The organism is Eubacterium album (assembly GCF_025336545.1).
Lineage (GTDB): Bacteria > Bacillota > Clostridia > Lachnospirales > Lachnospiraceae > Eubacterium_U > Eubacterium_U album.
Window position 1 is genome coordinate 16186 of record NZ_JAODBU010000003.1, and the last position, 19430, is coordinate 35615.

The following is a 19430-nucleotide window of genomic DNA, read 5'->3' on the forward strand; positions in this document are numbered from 1 at the left end:
CAGATATTTATTTGGGAGTAAAAATGAAAGTTGATAAAGCTATAAAAGCTACATTTAATACAAATTTAATAATTCTTAACGGCTTTTTAGTTGCTCTTTTAGTAGGAACTATATTGTTAATGTTGCCCGTTTCCTCTGCAAGTGGAAATGGAACAGATTTTATTACGGCATTGTTTACGGCAACGACATCGCTTTGTGTGACAGGTCTGGTAGTTGTGCCTACATATGCATACTGGAGCATATTTGGAAAAGTAATAATACTTATATTAATACAGCTTGGCGGGCTTGGGATTATTAGTTTTACAATTGGATTTCTAATTATAATAGGAAAGAAAATTTCTTTGAAAGAAAGAAAAATGATACAGGAATCGTATAATCTTGATTCGGCACAGGGTGTCTTAAAAATATTGAGAAAAATATTTGGAATCACTCTAAAAATAGAAGGAATAGGAGCGATACTTTATTCCATACAGTTTATTCCTGAATATGGAATCGTAAAAGGAATCTGTTACAGCGTATTTCATTCGGTATCTGCGTTTTGTAATGCGGGAATAGATATAATTGGAAATGACAGTCTTGTTAAGTATCATGGAAATGTGCTTGTCAATTTTACAACTGTGATGTTAATCATATGTGGTGGTATTGGATTTATTGTATGGCTTGATATCGGTGGCATAATAAGTGAAATCCGTAACAAAAAATTGAGCCCAAATAAATTTATAGAAAGAATGAAATTGCATACAAAGCTTGTATTGATTACGACAGCTATTTTAGTTGGAGGAGGATTTTTATTTATTCTTTTATTTGAATATAATAATCCGGACACGCTTGGGAATATGACATTTGGAAATAAATGCTTAGCGGCTTTATTTGAAGCGGTAACGCTTAGAACAGCAGGATTTATTACTGTGCCGCAGGCAGGATTTAGAGATGGAACATTTATGATAATGTGTGGTTTGATGATTGTTGGCGGTTCCCCTTTTGGAACAGCAGGTGGAATTAAAACAACTACATTGGCACTTATTTTTCTACTAACCTGGTCAACTATAAAAGGCAAGGAGGATATAGAGGTTTGCAGAAGAAGAATAAATAAACAAAATGTCAGAAGTGCAGTAGCAATCGGAACAATAGTACTTAGCATACTTGCAGTAGCAATTATGGCGTTAAGTTTTACGGAAGATGCACCTTTGAAGGTAATTACATTTGAGGCTGTTTCAGCCCTTGGAACAGTTGGACTTAGTATGGATTTTACAGCAAGTCTTACAGCTATAGGAAAACTTATTATAATAGTACTTATGTTCTTTGGAAGAGTAGGACCTATAACGATTGCCATGGCAATGGCAGGCAGGGCAAGAAAAGATAGAAAGATAACGAATTATCCTGAAAAGAGAGTAATGATTGGATAAAATTCAAACAAGTAATGTGATTATATTTTTAAAATGTAATATTCAGTAATAAACGGATGAAATTTAAATGAAATAAAGTATGCAGAAATTATTTTATATTAAAAAATTTTGTATACAGTTTTAAACAAATGAATTAGAAGGAGCATAAAATGAAGGACGTAGCGGTTTTTGGAATTGGAAAATTAGGAAAAACATTTGCAGTAACTTATTCAAAAAAAGGTGGAAAAGTTTTTGCAATTGATAGACGTCAGGAAAGAGTAGATGGAATTGCAGAAGATGTGACATATGCCATAAGAGCCGATGTTACAGAGGAAAATGTTGTAGAAAATCTGGGAATCAATAATGTAGATGCGGTAGTAGTTGCCCTTGGAAATAATTTTGAGGCAAGCATAATTGTTACTACAATATGCAAATCTTTAGGGATTCCATACATTGTTGCTTCAGCGATGGACAAATTACAGGCAGATGTACTGATGAAAATTGGTGCGGATCATGTTATTTTACCGGAAAGTGAAACTGGAAAAAGGCTTGCAAATGGAATGGCAAGTGGAGGGCATTTTCAGGATATTGCTGATTTGTCAGATGAATTTAGCATAATTGAAACTAAGGTTCCAAAAGAATGGATTGGTAAAAGTTTAATAGAATTAAATCCAAGAAAGAAATTTGGATTCAATGTAATAGCAGAGAAGGTAAATGGTGTTTATAAAAATAATATAGATGCGGATAAACCTTTTGGAGATCAGGAATCAATAATTGTAATTGGTGATAATGAGAAATTATTAAGAGTATTTAAAGAGGGTTAAAAAATGATAATCACATCAAATACAAATGAACAGATAAAGAATTTAATTCATTTAAAGGATAAGAGCAAAGCCAGAAAAACTTCAGGAACATTTATTGTAGAAGGAATTAAAATGTTTCAGGAAATACCAAAAGAAGATTTTATTAAGGCTTATGCTTCTGAAAGCTTTTATGAAAAAAGAAAAGAAGAAATATCAGATTATTTTAAGAAAAATAATTTAAAAGAAGATGTTCAACTTGTTAGCGACAGTGTATTCAAAAAAATATCAGATACAGTAACGCCACAGGGAATATTAGCTGTTGTAAGACAAAAAACATATTCTATTGAAGATATAATAAAATCAAGAAATAAAGAAAAAAGCTGTATTGTTGTACTTGATAGAATTCAGGATCCCGGGAATCTCGGTACAATAGTAAGAACAGGCGAAGCTGCCGGAATTACAGGAATAATTATGAGTAGTTCAACTGCAGATATTTATAATCCAAAAGTTATACGTTCTACGATGGGGTCAATTTATAGAGTTCCATTTGCAATAGTAGCTGATTTGCCTAAAGCAGTAGATATATTAAGAGAAGATGGTATAACATGTTTTGCAGCACATTTAAAGGGTGAATTATATAATTCAGGAACACTTACAAAGGATTGTGCTTTATTAATTGGAAACGAAGCAAATGGATTAAGTGATGAAGTAGCAAATAAAGCAGACAAACTAATTAAAATCCCTATGGCAGGAAAAGTAGAATCACTAAATGCGGCAATTGCAACATCAATATTAATGTATGAAGCAACAAGGTAAAAAAGGTTCTAAACTTTGGATTTCTCCATGCTTGACAAAGAACCAAAAAAACTCCCACATTTGTATCTTATTCTTGTGAAGTTCTATGATATCAATAAAGAACGCTCGCACTGCTTGTCGCTCGTAGCAGTTCTAAATATTCAGCACACAGACCGGCTTTGAAACCTAAAGTTTCAGCCGGTCTATGCACCGAATATTTGAACCGACGGCGCCAAATGCACTTTATTTGATATCATAGAACTCCACAGTTATGAGAACAAATGTAGGAGTCTTATTTTATAAAGCTGATAATTTCTCTACAGCTTTGTCATCAAGTATTTCTTCAAAATGTTCAAGATAAAATAAATCTTTTGCATACGTTGCACTTTCAATTTGACCGTGTTCTGTGATAAATCCTAAAATTTTATTTAATACTGAAGGCTCAGTTGATTCTAAGCATATAGATAAATAATATTTATTGTTATATGGAGATTTATATACAGAACTATCTCCTTTAAAATAAGGCATGATTAACTTTGTTACAGTAATCACATCGCTTAAATTATCATATATTGAAATATTGTAAAGCAAGTCAGAATCACCGGAATTATCCGATACTTCGTCCTTTACAGATGAAACAATGTTGTCTAATTCTTCCGGATTAATATCGTCAAATGGATCAAAAGCATCTTCCTCTTTATTAGAAGAAAATAATTTAGCTAAACTGCTTCCGCGGTCATCTCCATCTTCAACTTTTGTAATCAATAAAACGATATTTTCAGGAGAAACCGGAATTGCTTCAACCATAAGAGGTTTGTCGTTTACTTCAAATCCAAAATCCTCATTGGCCTGACGCATCATATCTTGAAAAAGTTCCTTTGTTTTCCCTGCCCCAAAAGCCAATTCACTGAATTTAATATGTCTGTCTTCTAAATCAGCACGGCTTATTGTGCAACGAATCTGCTTATCATTGATTTTTTCAATTTTCATAAAATCACCTCACTAACAGTTTAGATTCGTATAGTTTATTATATCCACTATAAAAAAATATGTAAAGTTTTCATCCATATTTTAATATGTAATATATTGCAAATATGGAAAAGTTTCAATATAAAATAAGGATATTTGACAAAATATTCTTATTTATATTTATATTATACGTCAAAAAAGAACACAATATGTCAAAAAAATGAAAAATATATGATATATATGATAAATAAGATGTTGGGGTCAAAAGCCTCAACTTTGACGCCTGCGGATTGTATTTTTTAACAAATCGTTCTAAATTAATGTTGCGTATTTTATACAATATGTGTATAATGATTGAGAGAAGGAGTATATGTTATAATATGGGTAAGAACACTTCTTTGCAACTATTGGAATGCCGATATGCAACGACTTACTATTAATAAGTTTTATGAAATGTTAATATATATCACAATTATTATTTAAAGTATTAATAGTTTGACCTTTTATAATACGGAGTATACGGAATTTCCCTTAAACAAATAAAAGAGCCGGTTATATATAATAATATTTGTCAGATAATGTATTTGAACAATTATTATAATAACGGGCTCTTAGTTTTTTGCTAATTTATTTTATAGAGAACACATACACCATTTTCCATAAACACGTTTACCTTTAACAATTTTAAAAGGTCTGATTTTTACATATAAATATTGTTTTGACGGATTGTTTGAATCCGTATTAATTCTTCCGTTTAATACAACTTTTGCTGAAGTGTTTTTTCTGCCAACATCCATAGCCTTGTATTTTTTGAAGTTTTTATTTGTAGCATATCTTATCTGATATCCTGATGCTCCGGTAACCTGATTCCAATGGATTGTGCCTGAAAATTTTTTCTTGTTTTTAAACTGACTTAATAAAGAAATATAGGCATTTGTTTTTGCAGATTTAATTCCGGCAGAATAACATATTCTCAAATTATTACAGCCATCAAAAGCTGTATCCGAAATAGAAAGTTTGTTACCGTTAATTGTAATATTTTTAAAATCAGAACAATTGCTAAATGCAAAACTTTCAATATTTGTCACGGAATATGGAAGGGTTATATTCTTTAATATAGTATAAGCAAAAGATGAGTTGCCAATAGTTTTAATACCATGTCCAAAAGACACATTTGTGAGTGGATTATTTTCAAATGCACCTTCACCAATTATTTCAATATTATCGCCTAAAGTTAAATCAGAAATACTATTGCGACTAAACATATGATTTGGAATTGTCTTAAGGTTTAAAGGAAAGTTTATAGTTTCAATAGCGTTATCAGCAAATACATAGTCACCCCATGTAAGAACAGTTTCAGGAAGTGTTATGCTTTTAAAATTACATAATCTAAAAGCACGATTTCCTATATAATATAATTTGTCAGGAAAATTAATTTCCGAAAGATATATGCAACCATTAAAGGCATCATCTCCAATTTTTAAAAGAGTAGATGGAAGTATAACTTTTTTAAAAGAGTATCTTGAGTCTGTTACATATGAATTAAATGCGTTAGGAGCAATTTCTGTTACTCCCTCGGGAATTTCAACAGTCGAAAGTCTGCCGTTATAACCGATAACAACATTGTCGTTTGTAATAAACATACCATTTTCAAATCTCAGTTTATTGCCAAGAGCCAGTGAAAGATGATAAATATCTATGCGGGCTAATGAACTGTAAAGAGTAGAAATGCTTAAGGAATCAAGTGAGTCTGATCCAATTGCAATGTCAGTTACAGAGGTCTGAGAAACAGAGGCCTTAGCAAAATATTTATCTTTTTCTATGGTTGTAACGCTTCCGGGAATCACTAGTTTTGTAAGATTAGTACAGCATGCGTAAGCATCGGAAGACGAATCTGTCTGGGCATAAAGAATAGACTGAAGGTTAAATTCCTGACAACCATCTTCAATAATTAGTTCAGTTCTTTCAGAAGGAACACGAACTATGTTCAAACCATTTTTAGAATAAATTATACCATTTATAGATTTATATGCAGGGTCTTTTTTGTAAACTACAAGATTGTTTGTTTTTACTGTTGAAACTACATCTAACTTAAGAGACGATGAAAACTTAACTGTTTCAATTATAGTATCTCCGCTTATGGAATCGTATGCATCATCCCCCGGGAGTGTCTTAACATTATAATTTCCGGGAACTGATAATTTAGACAATGAATCACAAGAAGAAAATGCACATTGTCCAATAGTGCTAACAGTGTTTGGTACTATAATCTTTTTTATTTTTGTTCCGTAAAAAGCGTAACAATTTATGACTTTCAAAGTGTTTGGAAGCTTAACTTTTTGCAGATTTTTACAATTATAAAATGCGTATTTAGAAACAGATGTAACGCCATTTCTTATAATAACGGTATGTATTTGTCTGTTCTTTTTAAATGTCATTGAGTTAGGCATTTTACCTTTTCCATAAATGGTAATAGTTCCATCCTTTATTTTATATTTGACGGAAGCTATCTGAGTGGAAGAGCTACTTTGATTGATTTTTGCTGCCGCATTTACATTTTTTAAAATTGCACTATTTCCAAAAATAAATATAGAACAAAAAAATGTAAGGATTAATAAAGTTACACCAGATTTAAAAGTTTTTGCCATATAAATCCCTCCTCTCACAGCTTTGAACAGCTGGATAAATTTGAAATTTTTCATACAAATAAATATGTATTTTCCGCTCATACTAATTGATTTAATTATACCAAAATATAGTCTGAAATTAAACAAAAGTTATTAAATCTTAAGATATATAAAGATGAAATTATGTTATATATATGTTATGATGTAGTAGTTAAATATTTGCAAAAAAAATGCTAATAAAATGATGTGAATATCAAAAATATGCATAATAAATTGGTAAGCCTATAGTAGTGTTCAATTTAGGAAGATATTCACAGAGGAGGAAGAACAAGTGAGAAAGAGCATAAAGTATATAATGACAATGGCTACAATCTCAGCCATGGCAATAACAATGACAGGATGTTTTGGACCGGAAACAAGTAAAGAATATGTTACTTTGAATGATTATATGATGCTTCATTATACAGATGATGATGGAAATGAGGTTACAGCGACATCTGCAGATGGAAATGAAATGGCAGCAGTTGTCTGTGATAATGAATATGTAAATAAATATGCATTTGAAAAAGATGGCGATACTTATATGGATATAAGTGGAGTGAAAAAATATATTGATGACAGATTTTACTATGATAGTACGGAAAATACAGTTATGTATACTAATGCAACTACAATATATACAAGCCCTGTAGGCAGCAATGAAGTTACAGGCGGTACAAAAGAAAATCTTGATTTTACATCATCAGTTATGGATGGTGAGATATGTTATGTAAATTTAAAATATATAAGCAAATACATTGATTTTGATTATAAATATGCAAAAGCAAATGGGGATAAGCCTGCAGTTGTTGTAGTTAATACAAAAAGCCGTGAGGATAAAAATGGCACTGTAAAGAAAAATACTCAGATTAGAACAGATGCAGATTATATGGCTGATATTGTTAGTGACGTAAAGGCTGATACAAAACTCACAATTTTAGATAAAGGTGATGAATGGGATAAAGTTGCTACAGACGATGGAGTTATAGGTTATATTTTAAATAAGAGAGTTAAAGTAGGAAAAACAACAAAAGTTTCATATAAAAATGATTATGATACATATACGCATAATGTCTTAGATAAAAAGATAAGCCTTGCATGGCATCAGGTTATGTATTCATCAAGTAATTCAGGGTTAAGTGACATGATAAAAAACGCTAAAGGTCTTAATGTTATTTCACCAACATGGTTTAGCGTAAGTGATTCAAAGGGAGAAGTGTCATCAATAGGCTCAGCGGATTATGTAAAGAAGGCACATAGTGCTGGACTTGATGTATGGGGACTTGTAAGTGATTTTGAAACAGATGGCAATGGAGATTATTATATAAAAACAGTTGTAAATAATACAAAAGCAAGACAAAAGATGGTTTCTAATATAATGAAATATGCATCATTATATGATTTAGATGGAATTAATGTAGATTTTGAATATATAAATGTTTCTGAGGGAGCCGGATATTTACAGTTCTTGAGAGAATTGTCAATTGAATGCAGAAAGAAAGGTATAGTTTTATCAATAGACAATTATCAGCCGTCTGCATGGACAGAATTTTATGACAGAAATCAGCAGGGAAGATTAGCAGATTATGTTGTTGTAATGAATTATGACGAACATACAACTTCAAGTAATGAGGCAGGATCAGTATCATCATTGACATTTACGGAAGAAGGTTTAAAAAATACAATTGATGAAGTGGGAGATGCTTCAAGAGTAATTAATGGAATGCCATTTTATACAAGAATATGGACGGAAACTCCTGAGGACGAATCAGATGGAAATGGAAAATTAATCGAAGATGCTGCAAATGGTAATTATGTTTTGTCAACAAAGGCTGTTTCAATGGATGCGGCAAAAGAAGCGTATACAGAAGCAGGGGCTACACCTAGTTATAATGAAGAAACAGGACAAAATTATGTTGTTTATGAAAAAGGAAACAGTACATACATGATTTGGCTCGAAGATGAGACTTCAGTAAAGGCAAGACTTGAGTTAATGAACAAGTACGAAATTGCCGGGGCAGGATATTGGAAATTAGGATTAGAGTCAGACGATATATGGAATACGATTTCACAATATTTTAAATAATTACTCATAAAAATTGTTTTGGCTTCATATAATTTTAAAGAAGGAGTGAGGCCATGATTAATACAAAACGAGTTTTTTACATTTATTCTTACAAAAGAGGAGTAAAGGGCAGAAATGTAGGATTTGCCAGAATCAGGGGAAGAGATGATAATTATAAGTTGAATGTATCCATTAAAGTTCCGGTAGAATATGGTGCTGAGAATATGGAAATATGCCTGCTTAAAAGAAATCAGGGATTTGTATCCGGATATAAGGTTGGCACAATGACACCATTTAATGAAATATGTAAATTCAATACCGTGATTAGTTCGAAAAAATTGCGGGAAGCTGAATTTGATATAAATGATATTGATGGAATTTATATATTTGGAACAGAGCAGGATGGATATGCTTTTTTTGCAAAAATGGAGGATGAATTGAATGATCATCCAAAAGAATTATTTGATTATCAGATGGACAAATTTAATAGGAATTCACAACTTGTATATGTAAATTAGGAGCATTGCCAATGAATGAAAAATACATGAAAGAGGCAATTAAGCAGGCAAAAAAAGCTGCTTCAATAGGTGAGGTACCGATAGGTTGCGTAATTGTTTATAAAGATAAAATTATAGGCAGAGGCTATAACAGAAGAATGACAGATAAAAATGCTTTAAGCCATGCAGAATTAAATGCCATAAAAAAAGCAAATAAAGTGTTAGATGACTGGAGACTTGATGACTGTGAAATGTATGTAACAACAGAGCCATGTCAGATGTGTGCGGGTGCAATTGTACAGGCAAGGATTAAAAAAGTTTACATAGGTTGTATGAATCCCAAGGCAGGTTGTGCCGGTTCTATTATGAATTTGTTTAATGTAGATGCTTTCAATCATCAGGTAGAAAGTGAAAATGGAATTCTTGAAGAAGAGTGCAGCATGTTACTTAAGGAGTTTTTTAGAAATCTTAGAAATAAAAAGTAGTTTCATTTAGTATTATTTTACGTTGACAAAGTAAAATAAAATAATGTATACTAAATGTCTGTAATTGAATAAGTTTAAAACTTCCGCGCAGCCGGGGAGATAGCGGTGCCCTGTACCTGCAATCCGCTACAGCAGGGGTGATGCTTTGCGTCGGGTCTATTTTGTAGAGCTGCCCTTTATAAGTGATGTTGACGCTTGGGTCTTGTGCAACGGAAATTTGTGAATCGTGTCAGGTCAGGAATGGAGCAGCACTAAGCAAAACCTTTCGTGTGACGCGAGGGTGCCTGAGCTGAGTTAACTGTAGAGGTAACGTCTATGAGATTTTCACAAAACAAAGCGCGCGGATTAAAATAAAAAGAACTATGACTTTATAAGTTATAGTTCTTTTTTTGGTCGAAAAAAAGATTCACATATATAAGGTGGTTTGCTATAATGAAGCAATGTATTTAATATGACGATTAGGTATAAATGCATAATATAAAAGATACTAAAATAGAAATGCAAATGAGTAAAAGTATAATTAAAAAATAAAGCGTGGTAAAAATGAAAAATATGGTTGGTAATAAATTTATGAAACTAAAAAATGAACTTCATATTGGGAAGAATGACATAATAGCTATGGGGTTAATGCTATTGGCATTATTAATACTTATGCAGTATAGAACATATAGACCGTTTTTAGATGAATCAGACAATTTTTTAGGAGGAAAAATATTAAGCCGTGGCGGGGTTATATATAAAGATTATATATCTCAACATATGCCGGGGATGTATTACATTGTTGGAATTATTGTAAAGTTAGGCTTTACGGAAATTCAGGAAATACGTACATGCTTTTATTTATTAATATTTTTGTCGTGGATAGTTATGTATTTTAGATACAAAAATATATTTTCATCGTGGATAATTCCCACTTTTGTATTTATGTATTTGTCTATGTTCAGTATTTCTAAAGGACATACAGTGTTGGCTGAACAGATAGAAATTATCGCGTTTATGGTGCTTATATGTGAATTATTTTTATTTTTTAAAACAAAAAAATTAAAATTAAGTTCAGCAATTTTTATTTCAATTAGCACATGGTTAGCAATTGCCTGTGCTATGACTGCGGTATGGACAATATTTTTTATGGCACTTATATTTATCATAATTTATATTGAACAATTAAAAAGTAGTGAAAATAAAAAAAATATAATGAATGAGATTATAAGAACCAGTGTGATAATAGCAATTCCTTTTATAATATGGATGGTTTATTTATTAAAAACTAATTCAGTAGAAGAATGGTTTTACCAGGCATATAAATTTAATCAGGAAGTGTACGGAAAATATGTTAATTTCTCAGGAATATTTAAAACTGTTATTGCTCCGTTTTTTGGATATGGAAGTATGATTTGGAAGGCAATACAACAATTAACAGTATCGCTTTATTCAAGTGTAATAATTTTGGTGTATGTAGTAGTTAATATTCTTTTTTGCATAGAAATGAGTCGAAAAGGGAAAATATATGGAATACTTATGTTTGTTACCATTATAGCAATGGGAAATAGAAGTTTTGGTATATGGTCATCAGATGAAAATATGCATGCAACACCGTATTTGGCAATGACGGGATTTATGTTAGCGTATTTATTATTTGAAGTTTGGAATGTTCGAAAAGTGACAATAATAATGCTAACATTTCTTATGGTTGTACCGATTACATCAGCTCTTAATGAAGTGAGCGAATATAATAACAATATTAAATATGTAGAAACTTCTGATACGGCAAAATATATAAATGCATTAACTAAAAAGAATGAAAAAATATTTTTGGTCGGTTTTAATGAATATAATGATTACAATGCATATAATAGAATGCCGGCAACAAGGTTAGTACATATTCATCCGTGGTTTATGGAAGAGTTCCAACAGGATGTAATTAATGATTTGGAAAAAAATAAAACAAGAGTAATTGTTAACGCTGAGGATATGGATATATGGGGATATAAATATGTAGATTATGCCGCATCTTTGAGAAATTACATATTACAGAATTATACTCAGATTGGAAAAAGTGAAGCAAATGTATGGGTGCGAAATGATTATTATGAAAAGGCTCTTGAAAAACTGAATTATGACAATAATATGATAGTGCCAAATAATGAAGAATTAAAAGGTATTACATCAATAAATGGAAAGAGTGTGTCGGAATGTTTTGTACCTAAGATGAAAAAATTGGTTAAAATTTCAACATATATAACAATAAACGGGGATATAAGAGATGGATATTATATGGTGGATTTATATTCTCAAAAGGATAAAAAATGTATTTATAGTAGTGTAGTTCCGATTAGCGGAATAGTTGATGGATGGCAAATGTTTGACTTAGATGATGTTAAAGTGACTCCGGGGAATAAATATGAAGTAAGAATTTCAGTAGCAGGCGTGTCTGAAACATGTAATGTTAATATAGGAGTTATAAAAAATAATGTATCATTAAAAACAAAAATTAACAACAAATTGATTAATCAGGATTTAGCCTTAAGAGTTTATGGAAAATAGAATGAAAAATAGTCCCAAATATTGGATATATTCTAATATTTGGGATTTATTTTTGTTCCAAAATATTATATAATGAATCCAAAGGTATGCCCATTTATAGGAATGAAAACATTTTTATAAATACTAAGCATATTTTTTAGATTTAAAATAGACACAGGAAGGAGCGGGCTAATGTCATATACAGCTTTATATAGAAAGTTTAGACCGGCAACGTTTGACGAAGTAAAGGGACAGGATCATATTGTTAAAACTTTACAGAATCAGATTGAAGCTAACAGAATAGGCCATGCATATCTTTTTTGTGGAACACGAGGAACAGGTAAAACAAGTATTGCAAAGATATTTGCAAAAGCGGTTAATTGTGAACATCCGGTTAATGGAAGCCCGTGTAATGAATGTGCATCATGTAAGGCTATTGCAGCAGGAAGTTCAATGAATGTAGTTGAAATCGATGCGGCTTCTAATAATGGTGTTGATAATATCAGACAAATTAGAGAAGAAATTCAGTACTCACCAGCGGATGGAAAATATAAGGTTTATATTATTGATGAAGTACATATGCTGTCTATAGGAGCGTTTAATGCGTTATTAAAGACATTAGAAGAACCACCGGCATATGTTATTTTTGTGCTTGCAACTACCGAACCACATAAGATCCCTATAACAATTCTTTCAAGATGTCAGCGATATGATTTTAAGAGAATCACTATAGATACGATAGCAGACAGACTTTCAGAATTGATGGAGAAGGAACAGGTTACAGTTGAAGATAAGGCAATCAGATATGTTGCAAAGGCAGCAGATGGTTCTATGAGAGATGCGTTAAGTCTTTTGGATCAGTGTATTGCTTTTTATTTAGGACAAACACTTACCTATGATAATGTACTTGAAGTGTTAGGTGCTGTAGACACAGAAGTGTTCAGCAAACTTATCAGAGGCATTATAAATGGAGATGTTGTTGGTAGTCTGCATATATTGGATGATATGATAATGCAGGGAAGAGAACTTGGACAGTTTGTAAATGATTTTATCTGGTATATGAGAAATTTATTATTAGTTCAGACATCAGATAATGTTGAGGATGTAATTGACGCATCCGCAGACAGAATCCAGGCATTAAAAGAAGAAGCGCAGATGGTTGAGACCGAAGTTCTTATGAGATACATAAGAGTTTTTTCGGATTTGTCAAATCAGATAAAATATTCTTCACAGAAAAGAGTTTTAATAGAAATAGCTCTTATAAAGCTTAATAAACCGGCAATGGATACGGATGTAAGTTCCTTATTAAACAGAATGGCTTTAATTGAAAATAAATTAGAAAATGGTGTTGTTGCAGTAAGCCCTACAACAACGCAAAGTGCCACACCGGAGAGGCAGTCACAACCTAAAAAGAAATTTGATAAGGCGATACCAAAGGATGTGCAGGAAGTTGCTGATAATTGGGGAATGGTACAAAAACATTTGCCAACACACTTTAGAGCATATTTTAAAGACGCAAGATTTAGTGTGAAAGGTGACAACATATTACTTGTTGTATTTAAACATGGTGCAGTAGGTTATAATCAGTGTAATAAGCCGGAAGTCATAGAAATGCTAAATACAATTATTAGCGAACAGATAAAGAAAGAAGTTACAGTTGAAGTACAAATGCTTGAAGATAATCAGAATTTTGCAGATGTATATCAGGAAGTAATCTCAAGAATAAACATGGATATTGAAGAGGAGGATTTTTAACATGGCAAGACGTGGAGGATTTCCAGGTGGCGGAATGCCACAGAATATGAACAATTTAATGAAGCAGGCTCAGAAGATGCAGAAGCAGATGGAAGAAGCTCAGGCAAATCTTGAAAGCCAGGAATTTACAACTACAGCCGGAGGCGGTGCAGTTGAAGTGACAATTACAGGTAAGAAAGAAATTACAAAAGTAAAAATTGATGAAGAAGTTGTAGACCCTGATGACATTGAAATGTTAGAAGATTTAATTATGGCTGCAGTAAATGAGGCAATCAGAACTGTAGAAGAAAATACAACACAGCAGATGTCTAAAATAACAGGCGGTCTTGGCGGATTATTTTAAGGAGTAGACATTGGATTATTACAGTGGATATATATCAAAGTTGATTGAGGAACTTTCCATACTTCCGGGAATTGGCGCTAAGACAGCGTCAAGACTTGCATTTTATATATTAGATATGCCACAGGAACAGGTGGAAGAGTTATCCCAATCAATTATTGATGCTAAGAAAAATGTAAAATATTGTAAAAAGTGTTTTACTTTGACAGATCAGGACATTTGTCCTATTTGCGCAAGTAAAGACAGAGACCATAAAACAATTATGGTTGTAGAAAACACAAAAGATATGGCAGCCTATGAAAAAGTAGGAGAATATAAAGGGGTATACCATGTATTACATGGTGCCATAAATCCTTTAATGGGAATTGGACAGAATGATATAAAACTTAAAGAATTATTTGAAAGATTAAAAGATGATGTAGATGAAGTTATAATTGCTACAAATTCCAGCGTTGAAGGTGAAGCAACGGCGATGTACATAAGCAAAGTCGTTAAACCTTTAGGGATAAAGATAAGTCGAATCGCCAGTGGAGTACCGGTAGGTGGAGATTTAGAATGTATTGATAACGTTACGTTACTGAGAGCGTTACAGGGAAGAGTGCAGATTTAGATTAAGTCATAATTCGCAACGGCGGATGAATGAAAGGTGTTTATCAAAATGGATAGAAATGAGTATAACTTTAAAATAGAAGAAATGAGAGTCGCTGTTCGTAATAAAGATTACGAAAGAGCAGTGCAAATCGCAGACTCTCTTGATTATAGAAGAGAAAAAGCAAATGACATTTTATCCCTAATAGCAGATGCATATGAAATGGCAAAGCAGTATGATAAGGCAAAGCAGGCTTTGATTATTGCTTATGAAAATACAAATACAGGAAGACATTTGGCTTATAGGTTGTGTTTGTTGTCAGCAAAATTACAACAGTTTGATGAAGCAGAAGAGTTTTATCAGGACTTTGTTGAACTTGCACCTAGGGACAATGATAAATATATATTGCAGTATGAAATGCAGAAAGCAAAGAAGGCTCCAATTGGAAAACTAATAGAAATCCTTGAAAAGTATATTCAGGAAGATATGGAGGAAAAATGGGCTTATGAATTAGCTAAGTTATATCATGAAGCAGGAGATGAAGAAAGCTGCGTTGATATGTGCGATGAAATAAGCTTATGGTTTGCTGAAGGAAAGTATGTAAATAAGGCTATGGAGTTAAAAAAACTTTACAGACCACTTACAAAGCTTCAGCAGGAGAGATATGACAATTATAGATTAGGCAGAAAGCCTTTACAAAAGATAGAAAAAGATGAGAGAAAAGAAAACAAACAGGCAGGAGACATAGAAGATAACTTATCAATAGATAATGCCATCTCTGAAGATAAAGAGAAAGAATCAGTGTCGGTAAAGATAGCTGATGAGGTTATTGACGAGAGACCAAGCATTCCATTTATGATAAGAAAGGATAATTTTAAAGAAAGTATCAGAAAGCTTAAACATCCTGTTATAGAAAGTATTCACAAGTCAAATGACGAAAAGAAAGCCGAAGGTGAATCGGAACAAAAAGAACTGTTTGCACAGCAGAACAATCCTGATGTACAGGAGATATTTGTAAAGCAAAATGATCCTGAAATGCATGAGATTACTTTTGAAGATGAATTTGAAAAAGACGAATTGGAGTTAGAATCAGAAGAAAATTCAGAATCAGAAGAGAATCCAGAAGTGAACAAAAATTCAGAATCAGAAGAGAATCCAGAAGTGAACAAAAATTTGGAATCAGAAGAAAACTTGGAATCAAAAGAAAATGAGTTTATAGTCGATGAAGCTAATATTGAAGAAAGTTCTAAAGAAAAGTCAGATTATTCAGCTAAAGAAGCGACAGATGAAAGCGATGGCAAGTTGGATGTTGAAAAAATAGCTGTTGAAAGCGATTCTACAGAAAACAATGTCGATAAAGAAGCGGAAACTATTTTTGATGGTAAAGAGAATGTTGATGCTATACAAGAAAATGATTCTGATGAAAAAAGTCTTAGCGAAGAAGATAATGCTTCAAATAACGAAAGCATAACTGATGATGAAGAAGATCAGATAGTTAAAAAGCAGAATACAGGACAATTATCAATAGAAGAAGTTTTACATAAACTTCAGGATAGGGGAATTCTTAAGGCGGACACAGTTGAAAAGGCAGTTAAGGCCTTAGATGAGGCAGAAAATATTGTTGAAAAAACAGAAGAAGATTTTGAAAAAATAAATCCTGACTATAAGAGAATTCAGTCGATACATGAAGGTCTTGGTATAGATGAAGAAGGAAATGAACAGGAAATTGAAGAGACAGAGACAAATAACCAAGATAATGAGCAGTATTTTGATGAAATTGAGATAAGTAATCAGGGAAAAGAGATACAGCATGCCGGTGTATCAGAATTTGAAAATCCTACTCATGATAAGGAACTTGGTGCAGACCACGAAAAAGAATTAGATATGGTTCAACGTGGACTTGAATCATTTGCAGCAGAAGCGGCAGCAGATGTATTTGTTCCTGATGTTGATACCGATGTTATAGAAGAGGAAATTAAATTCCAGACAGGTGAAATTTCATTTGGAACAATGGATTTAAATGAAATAGTAAACCAGTCTGCTGCTCCTGAAAGACATAATGAAAAAAGAATTAATGTAAGTTCAAATGATATTTCAGATACGGTTCAATTAGAAAAGCATACATCTTCAATTCCAAATATGGATAATGAGATGACAGAAATAACATTGGATCCGATTGATTTTGAAAAAACAGATAATATTGAAAAATCACCTGAAACAAATGAAATTCCAAATTTTGATATTGAAGCTTTGGAAGATACAGAAACTGAAGGTGAAACAAAAGCAACACCGAATACCGATATGGATACTTTAGGTAATGAAGAAGCCGTAGGTGAAACAAAAGTAATACCAAACATCGACATTGAAGCTTTGGAAGATGAAGAAGTCGCAGGTGAAACAAAAGCAATACCAAATATCGAAGAGGAATTGGAAAAGGCAGCTGAGTCAGAACAGACAAATGTACCAACATTGGATTTGGAATTCGATATGCCTGAGATAATTAGTGGTACAGATGATTCAGTATTAGGGAATCAGTTGCCGGAAGAAGATTTGGTAAATTACGACATAGAGGAAACTATTCAATATGAAAAGGAAGAACTTGAAGAATTAAATAATATTATAGATTCCGAAAGAATGATGAATATTGAAGGTAAGCCTGAGGAATTGCCAGAATATGAAGAGCCTGAGGTTGTTACAGAAAAGTTACCTAAAAAGCGTTTAAGTGAATTATCAGCAGATTTAGAGGAAATATTTAACAATGATATTATTGATTTCAGAGATATGCCTGCTGAAGAACTTGAAAGAGAACGAAGAGAGTCAATTTTAATTTCAGACATTGATAAAACAATGGAATTAGAAAGACCTAAGAGTATCAGTGATTTGGTAAAAGAGGCGGAGGAAAATATAATTTCTGAAGAGCCTGAATTGCTGGATGAACCTTTAGAAGAAACAGTTGGCGAGTCGGAAAGTGATACAATTGATGAAGACGCAGTTGAATCAACAGAGCCGGAAATGGAATCGCTAGGAAAAACGGAAAACAAACCTGTTGATGAATTAGAAAACGAATCAACAGAGGAGTTTGAAATAAATAGTACTGATGAATCAGAAAACGAATATGCGGAAACAATAGAAGATTATGAAACAATTGATGACGTGGAAGAAGTTGAAGATTCAGAAGATGAACATATAGAAGATATAGAGGAGTCGGAAGATGAATCGGTAGAGGATTTTGAAGAACTAAAAGAAGATTTAGTTGAGGAAGAATTACAAGAAGATTCATCAGAAAATTTAACTAAAGATGAGCCGGAAGAAACAAAAAAATCAAAGATGGAAAATGTTGAAATGCCTGAAGTATCAGCCAAAATGGATAAGATTGCGCAGGAAATTGAAAGCATGCCGGAGATAAGCATACCGGAACTTGATATACCTAAGATAGAAATTCCAAATCTCGATTTACCTGATTTGAGCGATGAGGATGCATTAGAGTTAAGCGATTTGACGGATGTTGCGGATTCTAAAGAAGATTCAGAATCAGTTGATGGGCTGGATGATAATGATGAAGTAGAAGATAGTAAATTAAAAGGATCATTAGATAAATCAGAAGATTATGTTGAATCAGAGCCAGAAGAAGTTGAACCTGCAGAGCAGGAATCAGAGTCAACAGAAGAGGTTGAACCTGCAGAGCAGGAATCAGATGCAGTAGAAGAAGGTAAAGATTCAGAACAGGAAACAGAACAGAAATCAGCAGAGAAAGAATCTGAAACAAAAGAAGAAAAAGATAATTCAGGAACAAAAATTGTAACAGATGAAGATATGAAGGTGTTTGCAAATTATACAAACATTGAAGGATTGGACGATACAATAAAATACACAATTGAAAAATTAGTCAAAGAATTTGTGCCTGATGGAAATTCTTCAAATGGAAACATAGCAATCAGTGGTGATGAAAAAAGTGGAAAAACTACATTGGCTATTGATATAATCAAGATGGTTAATGCAAAGAGAGGCAGAGCCGGAAGAAGAATTGCTAAAGTAAATGCGGAGGTATTAAACCGAAGAGGATTTACAGCTGCATTAAACAAACTTATGGGAAGCGATTTAATTGTAGAAAAAGCTACAGATTTGAATAGTGAGCAAATAGATGAGATAATTAAGTCTGCTAAACTTTATACAAATGACATGTTGATAGTTCTCGAAGGAGAAACTGATGCAATGGCAGATATGTTTGATGAGAATGAAGAGTTAAAACAGATTTTTGATTATCCTATTCTTATTAAGACTTATAATGTAAAAGAATGGGTAGCTTATGGTGTTCAATATGCTAAAGATAACGGCTTTAATATCAACGAGATGGGAATGCTTGCATTATTTAAAGCTATAGATGACTGGTATGGAACAAAGAAAGAAATCAGTCAGAAGGATGTTGAACAAATATTAGATGCAGCCATAAAAAGGGCAAAACATAAATTAGGCAGAAAAATCGTTGGTATTTTTAAAACAAAAGATAAAGACGATTTGCAGATATTAAAAGAAGCAGATTTTAATATTAAATAAAAGA

The 19430-nt window shown here is 32.4% G+C and carries 13 protein-coding genes and 1 other RNA gene; 12 read left to right on the forward strand and 2 right to left on the reverse strand.

What is annotated here, in order from left to right:
• Positions 1 to 23 precede the first annotated feature (23 nt).
• The 3 genes from N5B56_RS02690 (at position 24) to rlmB (ending at position 3004) form a co-directional block, all read left to right on the forward strand.
• Positions 24 to 1406: a TrkH family potassium uptake protein gene (locus N5B56_RS02690; protein WP_118564968.1), complete on the forward strand. Its 1383-nt coding sequence runs from the start codon at positions 24 to 26 to the stop codon at positions 1404 to 1406.
• A 149-nt stretch (positions 1407 to 1555) separates the two neighbouring features.
• On the forward strand, positions 1556 to 2209 hold the full coding sequence (locus N5B56_RS02695; RefSeq protein WP_117908413.1) for a potassium channel family protein: 654 nt from the start codon (positions 1556 to 1558) through the stop codon (positions 2207 to 2209).
• A gap of 6 nt (positions 2210 to 2215) precedes the next feature.
• Positions 2216 to 3004 carry a 23S rRNA (guanosine(2251)-2'-O)-methyltransferase RlmB gene (gene rlmB / locus N5B56_RS02700; protein ID WP_118565028.1) on the forward strand — a complete coding sequence of 263 codons (789 nt, stop codon included), beginning with the start codon at positions 2216 to 2218 and terminating at the stop codon, positions 3002 to 3004.
• A 276-nt stretch (positions 3005 to 3280) separates the two neighbouring features.
• Here rlmB and N5B56_RS02705 read toward each other — a convergent pair whose 3' ends face one another.
• Positions 3281 to 3973, reverse strand: coding sequence for an adaptor protein MecA (locus N5B56_RS02705; protein WP_022089328.1), 693 nt, complete (start codon positions 3971 to 3973; stop codon positions 3281 to 3283).
• A 611-nt stretch (positions 3974 to 4584) separates the two neighbouring features.
• Positions 4585 to 6600 (reverse strand): leucine-rich repeat domain-containing protein, encoded by a 2016-nt coding sequence (locus N5B56_RS02710; RefSeq protein ID WP_260978336.1) that lies wholly within the window; start codon positions 6598 to 6600, stop codon positions 4585 to 4587.
• Between the two features lie 310 nt (positions 6601 to 6910).
• Between N5B56_RS02710 and N5B56_RS02715 the strand changes: the two genes are divergently transcribed.
• The 9 genes from N5B56_RS02715 (at position 6911) to N5B56_RS02755 (ending at position 19426) form a co-directional block, all read left to right on the forward strand.
• A complete protein-coding gene (locus tag N5B56_RS02715; RefSeq protein WP_022089330.1) occupies positions 6911 to 8704 on the forward strand; it encodes a glycosyl hydrolase family 18 protein in 1794 nt (597 codons plus the stop codon).
• Between the two features lie 53 nt (positions 8705 to 8757).
• Positions 8758 to 9201, forward strand: a complete 444-nt coding sequence (locus N5B56_RS02720) for a hypothetical protein (protein WP_022089331.1) — start codon at positions 8758 to 8760, stop codon at positions 9199 to 9201.
• Positions 9202 to 9212: 11 nt separating this feature from the next.
• The gene (gene tadA / locus N5B56_RS02725; protein ID WP_147585389.1) at positions 9213 to 9665 is read left to right on the forward strand and encodes a tRNA adenosine(34) deaminase TadA; all 453 of its coding nucleotides are present in this window, start codon (positions 9213 to 9215) and stop codon (positions 9663 to 9665) included.
• Positions 9666 to 9748: 83 nt separating this feature from the next.
• Positions 9749 to 10009, forward strand: an RNA gene (gene ffs / locus N5B56_RS02730) — signal recognition particle sRNA large type.
• Between the two features lie 199 nt (positions 10010 to 10208).
• Positions 10209 to 12209 (forward strand): hypothetical protein, encoded by a 2001-nt coding sequence (locus tag N5B56_RS02735; protein WP_260978337.1) that lies wholly within the window; start codon positions 10209 to 10211, stop codon positions 12207 to 12209.
• 171 nt (positions 12210 to 12380) lie between these two features.
• Positions 12381 to 13943, forward strand: a complete 1563-nt coding sequence (gene dnaX / locus N5B56_RS02740) for a DNA polymerase III subunit gamma/tau (RefSeq protein ID WP_022089334.1) — start codon at positions 12381 to 12383, stop codon at positions 13941 to 13943.
• 1 nt (position 13944) lies between these two features.
• On the forward strand, positions 13945 to 14286 hold the full coding sequence (locus N5B56_RS02745) for a YbaB/EbfC family nucleoid-associated protein (RefSeq protein WP_022089335.1): 342 nt from the start codon (positions 13945 to 13947) through the stop codon (positions 14284 to 14286).
• Between the two features lie 10 nt (positions 14287 to 14296).
• Entirely contained in the window at positions 14297 to 14893 is a 597-nt protein-coding gene (gene recR / locus N5B56_RS02750; protein ID WP_022089336.1) for a recombination mediator RecR, read from the forward strand.
• A gap of 48 nt (positions 14894 to 14941) precedes the next feature.
• Positions 14942 to 19426: a hypothetical protein gene (locus tag N5B56_RS02755; RefSeq protein WP_260978338.1), complete on the forward strand. Its 4485-nt coding sequence runs from the start codon at positions 14942 to 14944 to the stop codon at positions 19424 to 19426.
• Positions 19427 to 19430: the final 4 nt, after the last annotated feature.

Coding starts and splice junctions, on each gene's coding strand:
- N5B56_RS02695 (WP_117908413.1), top strand. CDS start 1,556: ATGAAGGACGTAGCGGTTTTTGGAATTGGAAAATTAGGAAAAACATTT.
- tadA (WP_147585389.1), top strand. CDS start 9,213: ATGAATGAAAAATACATGAAAGAGGCAATTAAGCAGGCAAAAAAAGCT.
- dnaX (WP_022089334.1), top strand. CDS start 12,381: ATGTCATATACAGCTTTATATAGAAAGTTTAGACCGGCAACGTTTGAC.
- N5B56_RS02755 (WP_260978338.1), top strand. CDS start 14,942: ATGGATAGAAATGAGTATAACTTTAAAATAGAAGAAATGAGAGTCGCT.
- N5B56_RS02705 (WP_022089328.1), bottom strand. CDS start 3,973: ATGAAAATTGAAAAAATCAATGATAAGCAGATTCGTTGCACAATAAGC.
- N5B56_RS02720 (WP_022089331.1), top strand. CDS start 8,758: ATGATTAATACAAAACGAGTTTTTTACATTTATTCTTACAAAAGAGGA.
- N5B56_RS02690 (WP_118564968.1), top strand. CDS start 24: ATGAAAGTTGATAAAGCTATAAAAGCTACATTTAATACAAATTTAATA.
- N5B56_RS02710 (WP_260978336.1), bottom strand. CDS start 6,600: ATGGCAAAAACTTTTAAATCTGGTGTAACTTTATTAATCCTTACATTT.
- N5B56_RS02735 (WP_260978337.1), top strand. CDS start 10,209: ATGAAAAATATGGTTGGTAATAAATTTATGAAACTAAAAAATGAACTT.
- N5B56_RS02745 (WP_022089335.1), top strand. CDS start 13,945: ATGGCAAGACGTGGAGGATTTCCAGGTGGCGGAATGCCACAGAATATG.